This window comes from Allopontixanthobacter sp. (assembly GCF_034376665.1).
In the GTDB taxonomy this organism is placed as follows: Bacteria; Pseudomonadota; Alphaproteobacteria; order Sphingomonadales; family Sphingomonadaceae; genus Allopontixanthobacter.
Genome location: NZ_JAXMJI010000103.1, coordinates 1 through 15,199, shown reverse-complemented (window position 1 = coordinate 15,199; position 15,199 = coordinate 1). Strand labels below are relative to the sequence as shown.

15 protein-coding genes are annotated in these 15,199 nt (G+C 62.3%); 8 read left to right on the top strand and 7 right to left on the bottom strand.

Annotated elements, in window-relative coordinates:
- The first annotated feature begins 140 nt into the window (after positions 1-140).
- Positions 141-1,757, top strand: a complete 1,617-nt coding sequence (gene guaA / locus U0988_RS11860) for a glutamine-hydrolyzing GMP synthase (RefSeq protein ID WP_322292839.1) — start codon at positions 141-143, stop codon at positions 1,755-1,757.
- Here the strand turns inward: guaA and U0988_RS11855 are convergent, their stop codons facing one another.
- Entirely contained in the window at positions 1,758-2,732 is a 975-nt protein-coding gene (locus U0988_RS11855) for an oxidoreductase (protein ID WP_322292838.1), read from the bottom strand.
- 140 nt (positions 2,733-2,872) lie between these two features.
- Here U0988_RS11855 and U0988_RS11850 point away from each other — a divergent pair, with 140 nt between their 5' ends.
- A complete protein-coding gene (locus U0988_RS11850; RefSeq protein WP_322292837.1) occupies positions 2,873-3,841 on the top strand; it encodes a nitronate monooxygenase family protein in 969 nt (322 codons plus the stop codon).
- 15 nt (positions 3,842-3,856) lie between these two features.
- Here the strand turns inward: U0988_RS11850 and U0988_RS11845 are convergent, their stop codons facing one another.
- From U0988_RS11845 to U0988_RS11820, 6 genes are all read right to left on the bottom strand, one after another.
- A complete protein-coding gene (locus U0988_RS11845) occupies positions 3,857-4,285 on the bottom strand; it encodes a hypothetical protein (RefSeq protein WP_322292836.1) in 429 nt (142 codons plus the stop codon).
- Positions 4,282-4,722 carry a hypothetical protein gene (locus U0988_RS11840; RefSeq protein WP_322292835.1) on the bottom strand — a complete coding sequence of 147 codons (441 nt, stop codon included), beginning with the start codon at positions 4,720-4,722 and terminating at the stop codon, positions 4,282-4,284. The genes U0988_RS11845 and U0988_RS11840 overlap by 4 nt, the downstream gene beginning before the upstream one ends.
- 93 nt (positions 4,723-4,815) lie before the next feature.
- The gene (tldD, locus tag U0988_RS11835) at positions 4,816-6,240 is read right to left on the bottom strand and encodes a metalloprotease TldD (protein ID WP_322292834.1); all 1,425 of its coding nucleotides are present in this window, start codon (positions 6,238-6,240) and stop codon (positions 4,816-4,818) included.
- Between the two features lie 26 nt (positions 6,241-6,266).
- Positions 6,267-6,770 carry a DUF4402 domain-containing protein gene (locus U0988_RS11830; protein WP_322292833.1) on the bottom strand — a complete coding sequence of 168 codons (504 nt, stop codon included), beginning with the start codon at positions 6,768-6,770 and terminating at the stop codon, positions 6,267-6,269.
- A 293-nt stretch (positions 6,771-7,063) separates the two neighbouring features.
- Positions 7,064-7,324 carry a zinc-finger domain-containing protein gene (locus U0988_RS11825; RefSeq protein ID WP_322292832.1) on the bottom strand — a complete coding sequence of 87 codons (261 nt, stop codon included), beginning with the start codon at positions 7,322-7,324 and terminating at the stop codon, positions 7,064-7,066.
- 55 nt (positions 7,325-7,379) lie between these two features.
- Positions 7,380-7,964, bottom strand: coding sequence for a DUF4402 domain-containing protein (locus U0988_RS11820; protein ID WP_322292831.1), 585 nt, complete (start codon positions 7,962-7,964; stop codon positions 7,380-7,382).
- 122 nt (positions 7,965-8,086) lie between these two features.
- On the opposite strand from U0988_RS11820, the gene U0988_RS11815 reads away from it, so the two are divergent.
- The 6 genes from U0988_RS11815 to U0988_RS11790 form a co-directional block, all read left to right on the top strand.
- Complete coding sequence (locus U0988_RS11815; protein WP_322292830.1) at positions 8,087-9,070, top strand: ABC transporter ATP-binding protein; 984 nt, start codon at positions 8,087-8,089, stop codon at positions 9,068-9,070.
- Complete coding sequence (gene nadB / locus U0988_RS11810) at positions 9,067-10,653, top strand: L-aspartate oxidase (RefSeq protein ID WP_322292829.1); 1,587 nt, start codon at positions 9,067-9,069, stop codon at positions 10,651-10,653. Before U0988_RS11815 ends, nadB begins: the two co-directional genes overlap by 4 nt.
- A gap of 28 nt (positions 10,654-10,681) precedes the next feature.
- Positions 10,682-11,380, top strand: a complete 699-nt coding sequence (locus U0988_RS11805; protein WP_322292828.1) for a VIT family protein — start codon at positions 10,682-10,684, stop codon at positions 11,378-11,380.
- 3 nt (positions 11,381-11,383) lie between these two features.
- Positions 11,384-12,268 (top strand): alpha/beta hydrolase, encoded by an 885-nt coding sequence (locus tag U0988_RS11800; protein WP_322292827.1) that lies wholly within the window; start codon positions 11,384-11,386, stop codon positions 12,266-12,268.
- Between the two features lie 344 nt (positions 12,269-12,612).
- Positions 12,613-13,116 (top strand): hypothetical protein, encoded by a 504-nt coding sequence (locus U0988_RS11795; protein WP_322292826.1) that lies wholly within the window; start codon positions 12,613-12,615, stop codon positions 13,114-13,116.
- A 596-nt stretch (positions 13,117-13,712) separates the two neighbouring features.
- The coding region (locus U0988_RS11790; protein ID WP_322292825.1) for a ribonucleoside-diphosphate reductase subunit alpha at positions 13,713-15,199 on the top strand (1,487 nt) is incomplete at its 3' end.

The window sequence follows — 15,199 nt, the reverse complement described above, 5'->3', positions numbered from 1 at the left end:
AGAAAATTGCCAAATGTGTTTCGTTTTTTGCAACACACAGCCGGCTGACGTGCAGCGGGCGCAAACACGGCTGGGGACGTCCGCGCTTCGGGCTCCCGCCCGCGCTTGCCAGCTTCTGCAGCGCATCCTAACCCCGCCGCATGACCAGCACCCCGCATTCCGCCCCCGCTCCGTCCGATTCGGCGCTCCCGCCCGCCGCGTCCGATTGTATCCTGATTGTTGATTTCGGCAGTCAGGTGACTCAGCTGATCGCCCGCCGGGTCCGCGAAGCGGGGGTCTATTCGGAAATCGCGCCGTTCACGCAGGCAGAGGAGGCCTTCCACCGGCTGAAGCCCAAGGGGATCATCCTGTCCGGCTCGCCCGCCGGGGTGCCCGACGAAGGCAGCCCGCGCGCACCGCAGATGCTGTTCGAAGCGGGCGTCCCGATCCTCGGCATCTGTTACGGCCAGCAGGTGATGACCCACCAGCTTGGCGGCGAAGTGCGGCCCGGCCATGAAACGGGGGAAGGGGGCGAATTCGGCAGGGCCTTCCTGACCGTGACCCGTCCCTGCGCCCTGTTCGACGGACTATGGGCAGAGGGCGAGCGGCATCAGGTGTGGATGAGCCACGGCGACAAAGTAACGCGGTTCGCCCCCGGCTTCGAAATCGTTGCCACCAGCGACGGCGCGCCCTTCGCGGTGATCGCGGACGAAAGCCGCAAATTCTATGGCACCCAGTTCCATCCCGAAGTGGTCCACACGCCCGACGGCGGAAAACTGCTCGCGAATTTCGTACGCCATGTCTGCGGTCTCGCGGGCGACTGGACCATGGCCGAATTCCGCAAGACCAAGATCGACGAAATCCGCGCGCAGGTGGGGAATGGCAAGGTCATCTGCGGCCTCAGCGGCGGGGTCGATAGCGCGGTTGCCGCGGTGCTGATCCACGAGGCGATCGGCGAACAGTTGACCTGCGTGTTCGTCGACCACGGGCTGATGCGGCTGAACGAAGCGGAGCAAGTCGTCACCCTGTTCCGCGACCATTACAATATCCCGCTGGTCCATGTGGACGCGGAGGAGATGTTCCTCTCCGGCCTTGCCGGGCTGACCGACCCGGAGAAGAAGCGCAAGTTCATCGGCGGCGCCTTCATCGACCTGTTCGAAAAGGAAGCCAAAGCCATCGGCGGGGCCGATTTCCTCGCGCAGGGCACGCTCTATCCCGATGTGATCGAAAGCGTGTCCTTCACCGGCGGCCCCAGCGTGACGATCAAGAGCCACCACAATGTCGGCGGATTGCCCGAACGCATGAACATGCAATTGGTCGAACCTTTGCGCGAATTGTTCAAGGACGAAGTGCGCGAATTGGGCCGCGAGCTTGGCCTGCCGGAAATTTTCGTCGGCCGCCACCCGTTCCCGGGGCCCGGCCTCGCGATCCGCATTCCGGGAGAAGTAACCAAGGAACGCTGCGACATTCTGCGCAAAGCGGACGCAATCTATCTCGAGGAAATCCGCAATGCGGGGCTGTACGACGCGATCTGGCAGGCGTTTGCGGTATTGCTGCCGGTCAAGACCGTCGGCGTGATGGGCGATGCGCGCACCTATGACAGTGTCTGCGGATTGCGCGCGGTGACCAGCACCGACGGGATGACCGCCGATGTCTATCCTTTCGACGCCGGTTTCCTGACCGGCTGCGCCACGCGCATCGTAAACGAGGTGAAAGGCGTCAACCGCGTGGTGTATGATTACACCAGCAAGCCGCCCGGCACGATCGAGTGGGAATGATCAGGCAGCGAAGCTGACTCCCGTCATTTCTTCCGACTTTACCCACAGCGCTGCTGCCAATGTCTCATCCCGAATGTGCGGGGATACGCCCGATCCGCGCGGGGTTTCTTCGGTTGCCGGCGCGCCCAGATTGCAATTCTCGCAGTAAACTCCGCCCATTCCATCGAGCAGCGGAGAGACGGCGCACCACACGCTGGTGGATGCGCCTTGCTCCACCGTTTTGAAGACCTCGTTGACGTTGCCCTGTTCATCGAACCAGCCCATTGCGACCTGTTCCTCCATCGTCAGGTGCCGCTGCAGTTCGGTAACAATGCCGCCGGGATGCACCGCGAAGGCGCGCACACCATGCGGCGCGCCGATCTTGTCCAATTGCAAGGCGAACAGCGCATTGGCCGATTTGGCCTGCCCGTAAGCCGGCCATTTTCCATATTCACGGGTCACGAAATTGGGATCGGCCAGATCCAGCCCGTTCAGCCTGTGGCCGACCGAAGACAGCACCACGACGCGCGCACCCCGGGTTTCACCTGCCGCAGCCAATAAGGGCCACAGCCGCGCGGTCAGCTGGAAATGGCCGAGATGGTTGGTCGCAAACTGGCTTTCATATCCACGCGCATCGCGGGTGAGCGGGTTAGCCATGATCGCTGCATTGTTGATCAATATATCCAGACTGTCCGTCAGCGCGGCAACTTTGTGCGCAAAATTGTCGATCGACACCGGGTCGGCCAGGTCGAGGGGCAGGATGGTAATGGTGCCATCCATTTCGTCCAACACTTCCTGGGCCCTATCGGGTCGGCGCGCGCCCACGATCACATGCCCGCCGCAGCTGGCCAGAGCACGGACGGTTTCGGTGCCGATTCCCGAATAACCGCCGGTGACGACGATAGTCTTGCCCGTCAGGTCGATATCTTTGGCGACTTCCATGGCGGTTGAGCGATAATGGAATGGCGAACCGATTGGAGTTTGGGGGGAGAGCACGGCATTTCCTCTGGCAGTTGTAGTTCCTGATCTGCACGCTGCGCCGCAATCGGACAAGCGCCTTGCATGACCGGGGGTTCCGGCTCTAACCCTGCCGCAAAAATTTCGGTCCCGCGTGCGGGCCGCATAGGGAGAGACATATGAAAACCGCCATTACCAAGATGTTCGGCATTCAGCATCCCATCATCCAGGGGGGAATGCATTACGTCGGCTTCGCGGAAATGGCGGCGGCGGTCTCCAATGCAGGTGGGCTGGGGATCATTACCGCGCTGACGCAGAAGACGCCCGGCGATCTCGCCAATGAAATCGCGCGGTGCAAGGATATGACCGACAAGCCGATTGGGGTGAATGTCACCTTCCTTCCTACCGTCAACGCGCCCGATTATCCTGCGATAATCAAGGCGATCATCGATGGCGGCGTGAGCGTGGTGGAAACCGCGGGCAACAATCCGGTGGCGGTGCTGCCCTATCTGAAGGACGCCGGGATCAAGGTGATCCACAAATGCACCGCGGTGCGCCACGCGCTGAAGGCGCAGAGCATCGGCTGCGACGCGGTTTCGGTGGACGGTTTCGAGTGCGGCGGCCATCCGGGCGAGGACGACATTCCGAACATGATCCTGCTGCCCCGCGCGGCGGACGAACTGGAAATCCCCTTCGTCTCATCCGGCGGCATGGCGGACGGGCGCAGCCTTGTCGCCAGCCTCGCAATGGGCGCGGCGGGCATGAACATGGGCACGCGGTTTATCGCCACCAAGGAAGCGCCGGTACACGACAATGTGAAGGCGGCAATCGTGGCGGCGAGCGAGCTTGATACGCGGCTGGTGATGCGCAGCCTGCGCAACACCGAGCGGGTGATGACCAACGCGGCGGTCGAACGGCTGCTGGACAAGGAAAAGGCGCTCGGCGATGACCTCAAATTCGAGGACATAATCGAGGAAGTCGCCGGGGTTTATCCGAAAATCATGATGCACGGCGAGATGGACGCCGGCGCGTGGAGCTGCGGCATGGTGGCCGGGCTGATCGACGATATCCCGACCTGCCGGGAACTGATCGACCGGATCATGGCGCAGGCCGAAGACATCATCGACCGGATGAATGCGATGCGTTGAGCCTCCGGGCGTGTCTCAGCCTTCGCCGGAACCCTTTTCGGCGCGGGTATAGGGCACGAAGTCGTTCAGCATCACGTTCCCGTTGTAGAACCCGCCGTGCCGGTCGCGCGTTTCTATCCAGTCGAGGCGGCACAATTGGCTGCCGTTATATCTGCGGATCAACAGAATATCGTCTTCATCCAGCGAATCGGCGTATTGCGGCACGTTGACATAGATCGTCTTTCCCCGCCCCACGACCAGAGCCGTGCCATCGATCACGTTGATGCTTTCGCTCGGCAAGGTGCGGACACAGGTCTGCGGTTCACCGGCGACCCGGCCATCAAGCAATTTGGCGAGTTCGGTTGCGCCCTTGCTCGGCTTTTCGCCGGTGTCCGGCTGCGCGGCACCCGGGGCAGCGAGCAAGGTCAGGGCCGTCAGGGCGGCGATCTGTTTCAGCGGCATCATTGCTTGGGTTCCTTCTCACGTTTGTACGGGATGAAATCGTTCAGCACCACCACCGGGCCGCCGATCCCGGACGTCCGGCTCCGCAGTTCGACCTGATCCAGTCGGCACACGTCCGAACCGTAAACACGGAAAACCGGCACATCGAACTGGTCCAGGAATGTGGCCCCCTCGGGCCGGTTGACATAGATCGTGTCGCCATCGCGAAACACGAATGCGGTGCGGTCGATCACTTCCATGCTGCGCCGCTGGCTGTCCCGCAGGCATCCTTGCGGCTCGCCCTTGGTTCGGCCTTCGAGCAGCCTTGCCAGTTCGGCTTCGCCCGCCGAATCTTGCGGCTTACCCGCATCCTCCGCCTGCGCCCCGAACGGGAGCGCGAGACAGGACAGGGCTGCGATCACTGGCAGCGAGATCCTGCGCGGCAGATATCGGATCACCATTACCGTTTCTCCTATCGCGTAGAGTATCACATATCCCTGAACACACGCTGACTTGAGCCTTCAGGCCGACGAGCCGATTCTGGCTTCCGGTTTTCAGGCAGTGCCCCCGACGGTCAGACCGTCCACCAGCAAGGTCGGCTGGCCGACACCGCAGGGTACGCCTTGCCCGCCCTTGCCGCACACGCCCACCCCTTCGTCCAGCGCCAGGTCGTTGCCGATACCGCGCACCTTGGTCAGCACGCTCGGCCCGTCGCCGATCAGCGTCGCCCCCTTGATCGGCGCGCCCAACCTGCCGTTTTCGACCAGATAGGCCTCGGTGCAGGAAAACACGAACTTGCCGGAGACGATATCGACCTGCCCGCCGCCGAAGCTCTTGGCGAAAATGCCTTTCTTCACGCGGGACAGCAGCTCGGCCGGATCATCCTTGCCGCTGCGCATGAAGGTGTTGGTCATCCGCGGCATTGGCGCATGCTGGTAGCTTTCGCGGCGCCCGTTGCCGGTGGCGGGAACCCCCATCAGCCGCGCGTTGAGCCGGTCCTGCATATAGCCCTTCAGAATGCCGTCCTCGATCAGCACGGTTTCCGATGTCGGCGTGCCTTCATCGTCGATCGACAGCGATCCGCGGCGGTTTTCGATCGTGCCGTCATCGACCACGGTCACGCCCGGCGCGGCCACCCGCTCGCCCAGCCGCCCGGAAAAGGCGCTGGTGCCCTTGCGGTTGAAATCGCCTTCCAGCCCGTGGCCGATGGCCTCGTGCAGCAGCACGCCGGGCCAGCCGGGGCCGAGCAGCACGGTCATTTCCCCTGCCGGAGCATCGACACTCTCGAGGTTGGTCATGGCCTGCGCCACGGCGATGTCGAGCCCGCGGTTCCATTCCGCCGGATCAAACAGGCGGCCGTACAGATAGCGCCCGCCCATGCCGAAGGAACCTGTCTCGCGCCGGCCGTTTGCTTCGGCCACGATGGCGATGCTCAGCCGGACAAGCGGGCGGATATCGCGCGCCACGAACCCGTCGGCGCGGACGATCTCGACCACTTTCCAGCTGCCGAGCAGCGATACCGTGACCTGCGCCACGCGTGGATCGCGGGCGCGGGCGGCGGCGTCGATCGTTTCCAGCAATTGCACCTTTTGGGCAAAAGGCACCGCGTCCAGAGGGCTGGCATCAGTATAAAGGTGCCGGTTGCTGCGCGGCGGCGGCGGGGCAGGCTGGCCCTTCGCCGGGTCGAGCAATTGCAATGTTTCCCCGGCCCGCCGGATCGCGGCGGCGCTGATGTCGTTGGCATGGGCGAAACCGGTCATCTCGCCCGAGATACCGCGCAGGCCGAACCCGGAATCGCGCGAATAATCGGCGGTTTTCAGCCGCCCGTCATCGAAAGTGAATGCCTCGCTGGCGCCAAATTGCAGATAGAGTTCGCCATCATCGCAGCGCGAGAGGGTTTCCGCGGCCAGCGCCAGCGCCTCTGCAGGGGTCAGCTTGCCGTCGGCATAAATCAGCGATGCGGGATCGAAGGTGTCCATGCCGCTCATATAGGGCGGCAAACCGGCTAAAGATAGGCGACCATCAGCGTGAAAGTGCCTTCATAGAAGCCGTCCGCCTGGTTACCCGCCACCACCAGCGATCCCCCGGTGTGGATTTCCTGCGTCGGGGCCGTCGCGACCAGTCCGATCGGCAGTCCGAATACCGTCACGGCGGCGAGGCCGCTGGTCGGCCGGTGGATCAGGGAAGCCGTCATGGTCTCCGTGCCGCCTGCCCGGGTAAGCACCACCGAAGGATCACCGGAAATTATCATGGTGAAGCCGATCGGGACTTCGAGGGTAAAGCGGGCGCGGGTTTGGTTGCTGCCGAGGGCGACGACCTCCCCGATGGTGCTGACGCTGCCAGTGTCCGCGTTGATCGTCACCGCGCCGCCCGAACCGGTTGGAACGATCTGCCCGAACTGCAACGCCTGGACGTTCTGCAGGCTGGTGCCGTCGAACACCAGAGCTGTGCTCACGGCAATCGCATCGTCGGCAGCGAGCGAGGGGGCTGCCACCGAAAGCGCACCCATGGCAAGCAGGCTGCGGAATGCCGCGCGCGCCTTGAAAGCCGCCGTGAAGCCGTGAATGGAAGTTGTGCAATACACGATGAACAATGCCCCCGATAGGACACCGTATATAGCCCGTCGGAACAGAATTTCCGGTGACCAAGCGTGGTCAACAAGTGGGGTTAACGCGGGCTTACCAGACCAGCGGCGACCAGTGGGTGGCTAATATGTGAGGAGGAGGGGAACCAGGCGGTCACAATCTCCGGTGAGCGCACCGACAGGAACAGGCTAGGCCCGCTGGCAATCTTGCTTGGAAATCAGCTGGCACCCGCCGAAATGTCCGGCAATTCTGCCTGTTTCGCGCCATCCGCCGGTCCGCCTCGCAGCACAAACCGCCGGTCGCAATAGCCGCAATCGACGTAGCCGTGCTCGTCGATCTCCAGATAGACCAACGGATGCCCCAGCGCGGCTGGCGTGTAGAACGCGCCCCCGTCTGCGGGGCCGCGAATGGCGCTGGCACCGTTACAGCTAACGCGGGCGTGATCGACAAAAATGGTTTCGGGTGGCGGAATGGTCATAGGGCAAGGCGATAGGCACATGGTCGCGGATTCGCAAGCGGGCCGCAGCCCTGCGTCAGTCGTAATTGATATCGATGTTGAAAGTACCGGTGTAGAGGCCGCTCGGCTGGTTCGCCCCGACGTTAAGCTGCCCGCCAAGACGGAACGCGAAGAAGCCCGACCCGGAATTGATCCGGAAGCGGCTGAAGCCCGGAGTCTGCTGGATCGAGGTAAGTTCCGGATCGCCGTTCAGCACCAGGTTGGTGATGGTCATATTGGCACCGGGTCCGGTCAGGATGATCTGGTCGCCAGCGGGTTTCTTGATCCTTACGATCCGCCCGTTCTGGCCCTTGCCGACAAATGTGGCTGGTTGGCATTCCCCGGAATGGACCAGGCCAGCGGAGGCAGTACAGGTCGGGCTGGCCAAAGCCGTCATCACCACCGTTCCGGCCGCAGTGCCCGCGATATTGCCGAAATCCAGGTCTTCGGCTTTGACCAGGCTCAATTCGCCCAGCAATGTTGCGCGGACATCGACCGTATCCGTTGCCTGCGCCAGGGCAGGGGAGGCCGGCAGGCAGACAGCCACCAGCGCCAGCGATGCAACCCGCATGCTGGCAATTGCCCGCGCACAGGAACCGGCAGGAGATGGGGCTGACTTCATGGCGACCCCGTAGCGCAGGAATGGTAAATGCCCCGGCAGACTTGATGGTTAATGGCGCGTAAGGGATCTGCGTTCACTAAAACCGCTTTACGGCCCGCACACCTGCGCATTAGGTGGACGGAATGACCGTTCAGCCTGCACCTACCGGACCAGTCCTGGCGCCCGATATACCGCCTGCCATCGCCATTCGCGACCTTGTGAAACGCTATGCCGGGGAACAGGGAACGGATGGCAAGCTGGCGCTGAAGGGCGTCAGTTTCGATGTCCCCCAAGGCGGCATTTTCGGCCTTCTGGGTCCCAATGGGGCGGGCAAATCAACCTTGATCAACATTCTTGCCGGGCTGGTAACCAAAACCAGCGGCACGGCGGAAATCTGGGGCTTCGACATCGACGCGCAAACCCGCAATGCGAAGCGCTCGATCGGGATCGTACCGCAGGAAATCGTCTTCGATCCCTTTTTCACGCCCTTCGAGGTGCTGGAAAACCAGGGAGGTTTCTACGGCATTGCCAAATCAATGCGCCGGTCCGAAGCGCTGCTGAAGGCGGTCCATCTGGCGGACAAGCGCGATGCCTACGCCCGCACCCTGTCGGGCGGAATGAAGCGCCGGTTGCTGATCGCCAAGGCGATGGTCCATTCTCCGCCGATCCTGATCCTCGACGAGCCGACCGCGGGCGTCGATGTCGAATTGCGCAAATTGCTGTGGGAACTGGTCACCAGCCTTAACGACGACGGGGTCACCGTGGTGCTGACCACCCATTACCTCGAGGAAGCCGAGCAATTGTGCGACCGGATCGCGATCATCAACCACGGCGAGCTGATTGCCAACAAGCCGACCCGCGAAATGGTCGACATGGCGCGGGAGAAGATTGTCGCAGTCACCGTGGGCAGCGATCTCGCCGCCGCGCCGGTGCATGATGCCTTCGTGAAAAGCGAACTGGCCGGGCCGCGCGGGGTGGAAGTGACCTATGACAAGGACATTCTGACTGCCGGACAGGTGCTCGCGATCCTCCAGGCGCAGGGCCTGGTGGTGGAGGATGTCACCACGCGGGAGGCGGATCTGGAGGATGTCTTCGTGTCGCTGACCAGCGCGGCGTCCCGCGGATGACCAGTCAGGTGCATGATGTGCTGATCATCGGGTCGGGCGCTGCCGGGCTGACCGCCGCGCTCGCCCTGGCGCAGCACCGGAAGGTTCTCGTCCTTGCGAAGGGATCGCTCGACGGCGGCAGCACGGCCTGGGCGCAGGGCGGCATCGCCGCGGTGCTGGACGCAGGCGACACGTTCGAGAACCATATCCAGGACACGATGCGCGCGGGCGCGGGCCTCAACCGGCTGGAAACGGTCGAATATGTGATCGAACGCGCGCCGCATTCGATCGCCCGGCTGGCCGAGCTCGGTGTACCCTTCAACGCACAAGGCGCCGACCTGCATCTGACGCGGGAGGGCGGCCATTCGCACCGCCGGATTGTGCATGTGAACGATGCAACCGGCTGGGCCGTCCAGGAGGCTTTGCTGAAGGCCGCCAGCGCCAACCCCAACATCACCATGCTGCCGGGGCGCAGCTGCGTCGACCTGATCACCGGCAAGCACGAGACCAGATATTCCGGTTCCGGCCGGGTCTGGGGCGCCTATGCGCTGGATGACGCAACCGGCAAGGTAGAAGCGCATACCGCGCACGCCACGATCATGGCGGCGGGCGGTGCGGGCCGGGTGTACCAGTTTTCGACCGCACCGCGGGGCGCGACGGGCGATGGTATCGCGATGGCGTGGCGCGCGGGCGCTCGGGTTTCCAACATGGAAATGATGCAGTTCCACCCGACCTGCCTGTACAATCTGGAGGTCAAGAATTTCCTGATTACCGAGGCCGTGCGGGGCGAGGGCGGGCATCTGCTCCACCCGGAAACCGGGCGCCGCTTCATGGCGGATTACGATCCGGAACGCATGGAGCTGGCCCCGCGCGACGTCGTTGCCCGTGCGATCGACGACCAGATCAAACGCTACGGCCTCGACTGCGTGCATCTCGACATCAGCCATCGGCCAGCCGCATTTGTCAGGGACCATTTCCCGACCATCCATGAAAAGCTGTTGGGTCTGGGGATCGACATGACCACCGGCCCCATTCCGGTGGTGCCCGCGCAGCATTACACCTGCGGCGGGATCCTGATCGATCTGGCGGGACGGACCGACCTGCCCGGCCTCTATGCGGCCGGCGAATGCACCGAAAGCGGGCTGCACGGCGCGAACCGGCTGGCGTCCAACAGTCTGCTCGAATGCTTCGTGTTCGGCGAAGCGGCAGCGGCCGACATCCTCGCGCGGTGGGACGAATTCGCCGCGCCGCCGCCGGTCAATGCCTGGGACGAAAGCCGCGTCACCGATTCGGACGAAGAAGTGATCATCAAGCAGAACTGGACCGAAATCCGCCGCTTCATGTGGAACTACGTAGGGATCGTGCGCACCACCAAACGGCTGCAGCGCGCGCAGCACCGCATCCGGCTGCTGAACGAGGAAGTCGCCGATTACTACGGCCATTTCCGCGTCACGACCGATTTGATCGAACTGCGGAACCTGCTGCAGAGCGCCGAACTGATCGTCCGTTCTGCGCTGGCGCGGCACGAAAGCCGCGGGCTGCATTATACGCTCGATTATCCTGAAACGGACGAAGTAGCCCGCGATACGATACTGGTGCCATAAGACGCGCACCCAGGGACGAGCAAAAGAGATGAGCAGACTGCACAGCGAATCCCACACTATCGGCCGCATCGGGTGGCTACGCGCAGCGGTGCTTGGCGCGAATGACGGGATCGTGTCCACGGCCAGCCTGATTGTCGGGGTCGCGTCGGCTGCGGCAGACAAGCCCGCCATTCTGCTTGCCGGGTCCGCCGGTCTGGTGGCTGGCGCATTATCGATGGCTGCGGGGGAATATGTATCGGTCAGCTCGCAATCAGACACTGAAAACGCCGATGTTGACCGTGAACGCAGGGAACTGAGGGACCAACCTGAATTTGAATTGGATGAGCTGGCCGCCATCTATGCGCAGCGCGGCCTTGCACCCGATCTGGCGCGCGAAGTTGCCCGCCAGCTCACTATGCACGATGCACTTGGTGCCCATGCCCGCGACGAACTTGGCATTTCCGAACTTACCACCGCGCGGCCGCTGCAAGCGGCTCTGGCGTCGGCGGGGACATTTGCCGTCGGTGCCGCATTGCCCATGCTGCTGGTGCTGGCGGCGCCGGCAGATGCGATTGTTTCCAGTGTTATCGCCGCTTCGCTGATCTTTCTGGCGGCGCTTGGCTTTATGGGTGCCCGGGTGGGCGGATCACCAACCCTGAAATCCATCGTCCGGGTAGTTTTCTGGGGCGCGCTGGCCATGGCTGTCACCGCCGGTGTAGGCTCTCTTTTTAACACGAAAGTTGTTTAATCCATGCCTCAAATCACCGCCAACAACATTGCGCTGGAATACGAATCTTACGGCGCTGAGAGCGATCCCGCTATGCTGCTGGTGATGGGCTTGGGCGCGCAACTGACGTTGTGGCCGATGGAGCTGGTCGAGGCGCTGGTGGCGCGCGGCTTTCGGGTGATCCGCTATGACAACCGCGATATCGGCCTCAGCCATAAATTCGACGATGCAGGCAAGGTCTCGATCCCCTGGACCATGATCAAGGCGCGCTTCGGACTGAAGCCCCGCGTGCCCTATACGCTGTCGGACATGGCAGCGGACGGGGTCGGTCTGCTCGACGCGCTGGGGATCGAGCGGGCGCATATCGTCGGCGCGTCGATGGGCGGGATGATCGCGCAACTGATCGCGGCGGAACATCCGGCCCGCGTGCTCAGCCTGACCTCGATCATGTCGACCACCGGCCATTCCAGCGTGCCCGCGGCGGACAAGGAAGCGATGAGCGCGCTGACTACCCGCCCGGCCGACACCGAGTTGGCCACGATCCGCGCTCACGGCGTGCGCGTCGCCCGCGCCATCGGCAGCCCCGCCTATCCGGCTGACGAGGCGGTTCTGCACCAGAAGATCGAAACCAATTTCCGGCGCAGTTTCTATCCCGCCGGGATGGCCCGCCAGATGGCCGCGATCATTGCCGACAGAAGCCGCCGCAGCCGGCTGGCGGCGATCACCGCGCCGACGCTGGTGGTCCACGGCGAGGCCGATCCGCTGGTCAAGGTGGAAGGCGCGCATGACACCGCAGCGCATATTTCCGGCGCCAAGCTGAAACTGTTCCCCGGCATGGGGCACGACCTTCCGGTGGAGCTGGTCGAACCCATGGCCGACGCAATCGCCGAGCATGCCGCCAGCGCCTGAGGATCTATTTTGTAGCTGCCTGCGCGACTCGAAGCGCTGCGCGGAGCCGGCGTTGCCGATCCGCGGACGTAGAAAGTTGGTACGTGCAGCATCATGAAAAAATTGTCCGGTTTATCAGCGGCTCAGAACCGCGGAGAGACGTGCTCCCGAGTGTCGAAAAAATTGACAATTTGTCCCAATCGGAGTATTTCTCCCTTTGCCAAAATAGCGACCCGCAGACGCGTTTTGACTGATCGACCAGTAAAAGATCGTCGTATGCGCTGCTAAGGCGCTTTCTATAAAACAGGGTCGCTGCAGCGATTTTCCTCTGTGGCCGGTCATCCCATTGAAAAAAGGATGATCCGATGAAAATACTAGCATCAGTTGCAATTGCAGCATCGCTTGCCCTCCCGCTTTCCGCAATACAGGCCCAGAAGGCCGACATCGTGGTGTCTTCCAATCGCTCGATCGAGCGGTTTGCCGAAGATATTTCCCGCGATCTTGATCGACACCTTCAATCGCCCACCCCGCTTCGCTCCCAAGTGCAGGAGTCCGGCGTGGCCCAGGTGCTTTTTCAATGCGGTCCCGACGGTAAACCAGCGAACATCACGATGTATCGCGGGGCCAGTTCCTTGGCGGTCAACCGGCTCGCCAAAAGAGCCGTTTCGAAAATAAAGGTACTACATCCACTGCCGAGCGGGCTGTCGGAAGACCAGTTGTACCTTGCCAACATAATCATTGCGAACAGCCCTGTTCAACACGCTCAATTGTCCCGCCAGCTTCAGAAACGCGAAGCGCAGCGGCTCGCTTCAGGAAAGGACCTGCGTAAAATCTTTGCCTTCAATGTTCGAAACACGCCCTCGACCTGAAGTTTAATTCAGGCGGACATTGGCACTGTCGACGTTCCGCGCTGCGGGCGGTGCTGCGGCAGTGCCAATCGTCGCCCTGGCCAAGGGCTGCGGGCTCCACTGGACTGCGTGCCTGCGGGGCACAGAATTTCCGGTCCCGATTCGATTGATTCAAAGCCCGCACATCATCTTATCCCGTGAAATATTTTTTCGCAGATTCATTTTTGGACTTGCGCAACGCGCCAGCCAAGGTTTCCCCACGCGTCGCGCGTATTGCAAAGACAATACACCCGGGCCGATGGCTGTCGGCAGGCTATTAAATCGGAATTTACCCTCTTGCGTGATTGGACGCACTGATTCACTATCTAGTGGTTGGTTACCGGGGGGCACCTACTAGAACTTGTTACACCATCGGCTTGCCTGGCGAAGGCGGCGAGGGCGAATTCGGGACAGTTGCATGGGCGTTCGGCGGTATCTGTGGGTATGTGGGGGGAAAAGTAATTCCCCTTCGGCCTGCGAAAATTGCTAGGTGGGGACACGCTCCGCCGAATCGAACGGAAGTAGAACATTGGCTTGATTGGGGGCAATGTTCCCACCACATTGAGAACGGGGCTGAGATGGATTTCAAAAGCGGGGACGATGCAGCCATGGGGCTCGATCTGGATGGTAACGACACGATCGACGACACTCCCCCGCCCCGGCCGGCAAAAACTCCGGCCAAGAATGAAGAGAAGCAAATTGTGACGATGGACACGGCAGACAAGGGCAGCGACGCGCTGGTGGCGGAAAAGGCGGCGCAGGCGATGACCGGCGCGCTGGCTGCTGCGGTGAATTCTGCCGGTGCCGCGGCAGACAAGGCCGACACCAAGAAAGTGCGCGACCGCCGCTTTGCCGTGGTCACGGACACCAGTCGCGACGCTCTGCTGACCGATTTCGGCAAGGACACGCTGATCGATCGCTACCTGCTGCCGGGCGAGAATTTTCAGGACCTGTTCGCCCGCGTGGCCGATGCCTATGCCGATGACCAGGATCATGCGCAGCGGCTGTACGACTATATCTCCAAGCTGTGGTTCATGCCCGCCACGCCGGTGCTGTCCAACGGCGGCACCAGCCGCGGACTGCCGATTTCCTGCTATCTCAATTCGGTGTCCGACAGCCTCGTAGGGATCGTCAACTCCTGGAACGAAAACGTCTGGCTCGCGTCCAAGGGCGGCGGGATCGGCACCTATTGGGGCAATGTGCGCGGGATTGGCGAACCGGTCGGCCTCAACGGAAAGACCAGCGGCATCATCCCCTTCGTGCGGGTGATGGACAGCCTGACGCTGGCAATTTCCCAGGGTTCGCTGCGGCGCGGCAGTGCCGCCTGCTATCTCGACGTGTCGCATCCGGAAATCGAGGAATTCCTCGAAATCCGCAAGGCGTCGGGCGATTTCAACCGCAAGGCATTGAATCTGCACCACGGCGTGCTGTTGTCCGACAAATTCATGGAAGCGGTCCGCGCGGGCGAGAAATTCGACCTGCTATCGCCCAAGACCGGCGAAGTGCGCGGTACGGTGGACGCGCGTTCGCTGTTCCAGAAGCTGGTCGAAACCCGGCTGGCCACGGGCGAACCCTATATCGTCTTCTCCGACACGGTGAACCGGATGATGCCGAAGCATCACCGCGACCTGGGGCTGAAGGTTTCGACTTCCAACCTATGCAGCGAGATCACCCTGCCGACGGGTATCGACCATCTCGGCAACGACCGCACCGCGGTGTGCTGCCTGTCCTCGCTTAATCTCGAAAAATGGGACGAGTGGAACGGCGACAAGGTCTTCATCGAAGACGTGATGCGCATGCTCGACAACGTCCTGCAGGATTACATCGACCGTGCGCCCGAAGAAATGGCGCGGGCGAAATATTCGGCGATGCGCGAACGCTCCGTCGGCCTCGGCGTGATGGGTTTCCATTCCTTCCTGCAGATGAAGAACCTGCCGCTCGAAGGATCGATGGCGAAAGTCTGGAACCTCAAGATGTTCAAGCACATCAGCGGCAAGGCGGAAGAAGCCTCCATGCTGCTGGCGCATGAACGCGGCCCCTGCCCCGATGCGGAAGACATGGGGGC

What these genes read in the sequence shown, in the direction of transcription:
- guaA (WP_322292839.1), top strand. Translation starts at nt 141, where the DNA reads ATGACCAGCACCCCGCATTCCGCCCCCGCTCCGTCCGATTCGGCGCTC.
- U0988_RS11850 (WP_322292837.1), top strand. Translation starts at nt 2,873, where the DNA reads ATGAAAACCGCCATTACCAAGATGTTCGGCATTCAGCATCCCATCATC.
- U0988_RS11845 (WP_322292836.1), bottom strand. Translation starts at nt 4,285, where the DNA reads ATGATGCCGCTGAAACAGATCGCCGCCCTGACGGCCCTGACCTTGCTC.
- U0988_RS11840 (WP_322292835.1), bottom strand. Translation starts at nt 4,722, where the DNA reads ATGGTGATCCGATATCTGCCGCGCAGGATCTCGCTGCCAGTGATCGCA.
- tldD (WP_322292834.1), bottom strand. Translation starts at nt 6,240, where the DNA reads ATGGACACCTTCGATCCCGCATCGCTGATTTATGCCGACGGCAAGCTG.
- U0988_RS11830 (WP_322292833.1), bottom strand. Translation starts at nt 6,770, where the DNA reads ATGGGTGCGCTTTCGGTGGCAGCCCCCTCGCTCGCTGCCGACGATGCG.
- U0988_RS11825 (WP_322292832.1), bottom strand. Translation starts at nt 7,324, where the DNA reads ATGACCATTCCGCCACCCGAAACCATTTTTGTCGATCACGCCCGCGTT.
- U0988_RS11820 (WP_322292831.1), bottom strand. Translation starts at nt 7,964, where the DNA reads ATGAAGTCAGCCCCATCTCCTGCCGGTTCCTGTGCGCGGGCAATTGCC.
- U0988_RS11815 (WP_322292830.1), top strand. Translation starts at nt 8,087, where the DNA reads ATGACCGTTCAGCCTGCACCTACCGGACCAGTCCTGGCGCCCGATATA.
- nadB (WP_322292829.1), top strand. Translation starts at nt 9,067, where the DNA reads ATGACCAGTCAGGTGCATGATGTGCTGATCATCGGGTCGGGCGCTGCC.
- U0988_RS11805 (WP_322292828.1), top strand. Translation starts at nt 10,682, where the DNA reads ATGAGCAGACTGCACAGCGAATCCCACACTATCGGCCGCATCGGGTGG.
- U0988_RS11800 (WP_322292827.1), top strand. Translation starts at nt 11,384, where the DNA reads ATGCCTCAAATCACCGCCAACAACATTGCGCTGGAATACGAATCTTAC.
- U0988_RS11795 (WP_322292826.1), top strand. Translation starts at nt 12,613, where the DNA reads ATGAAAATACTAGCATCAGTTGCAATTGCAGCATCGCTTGCCCTCCCG.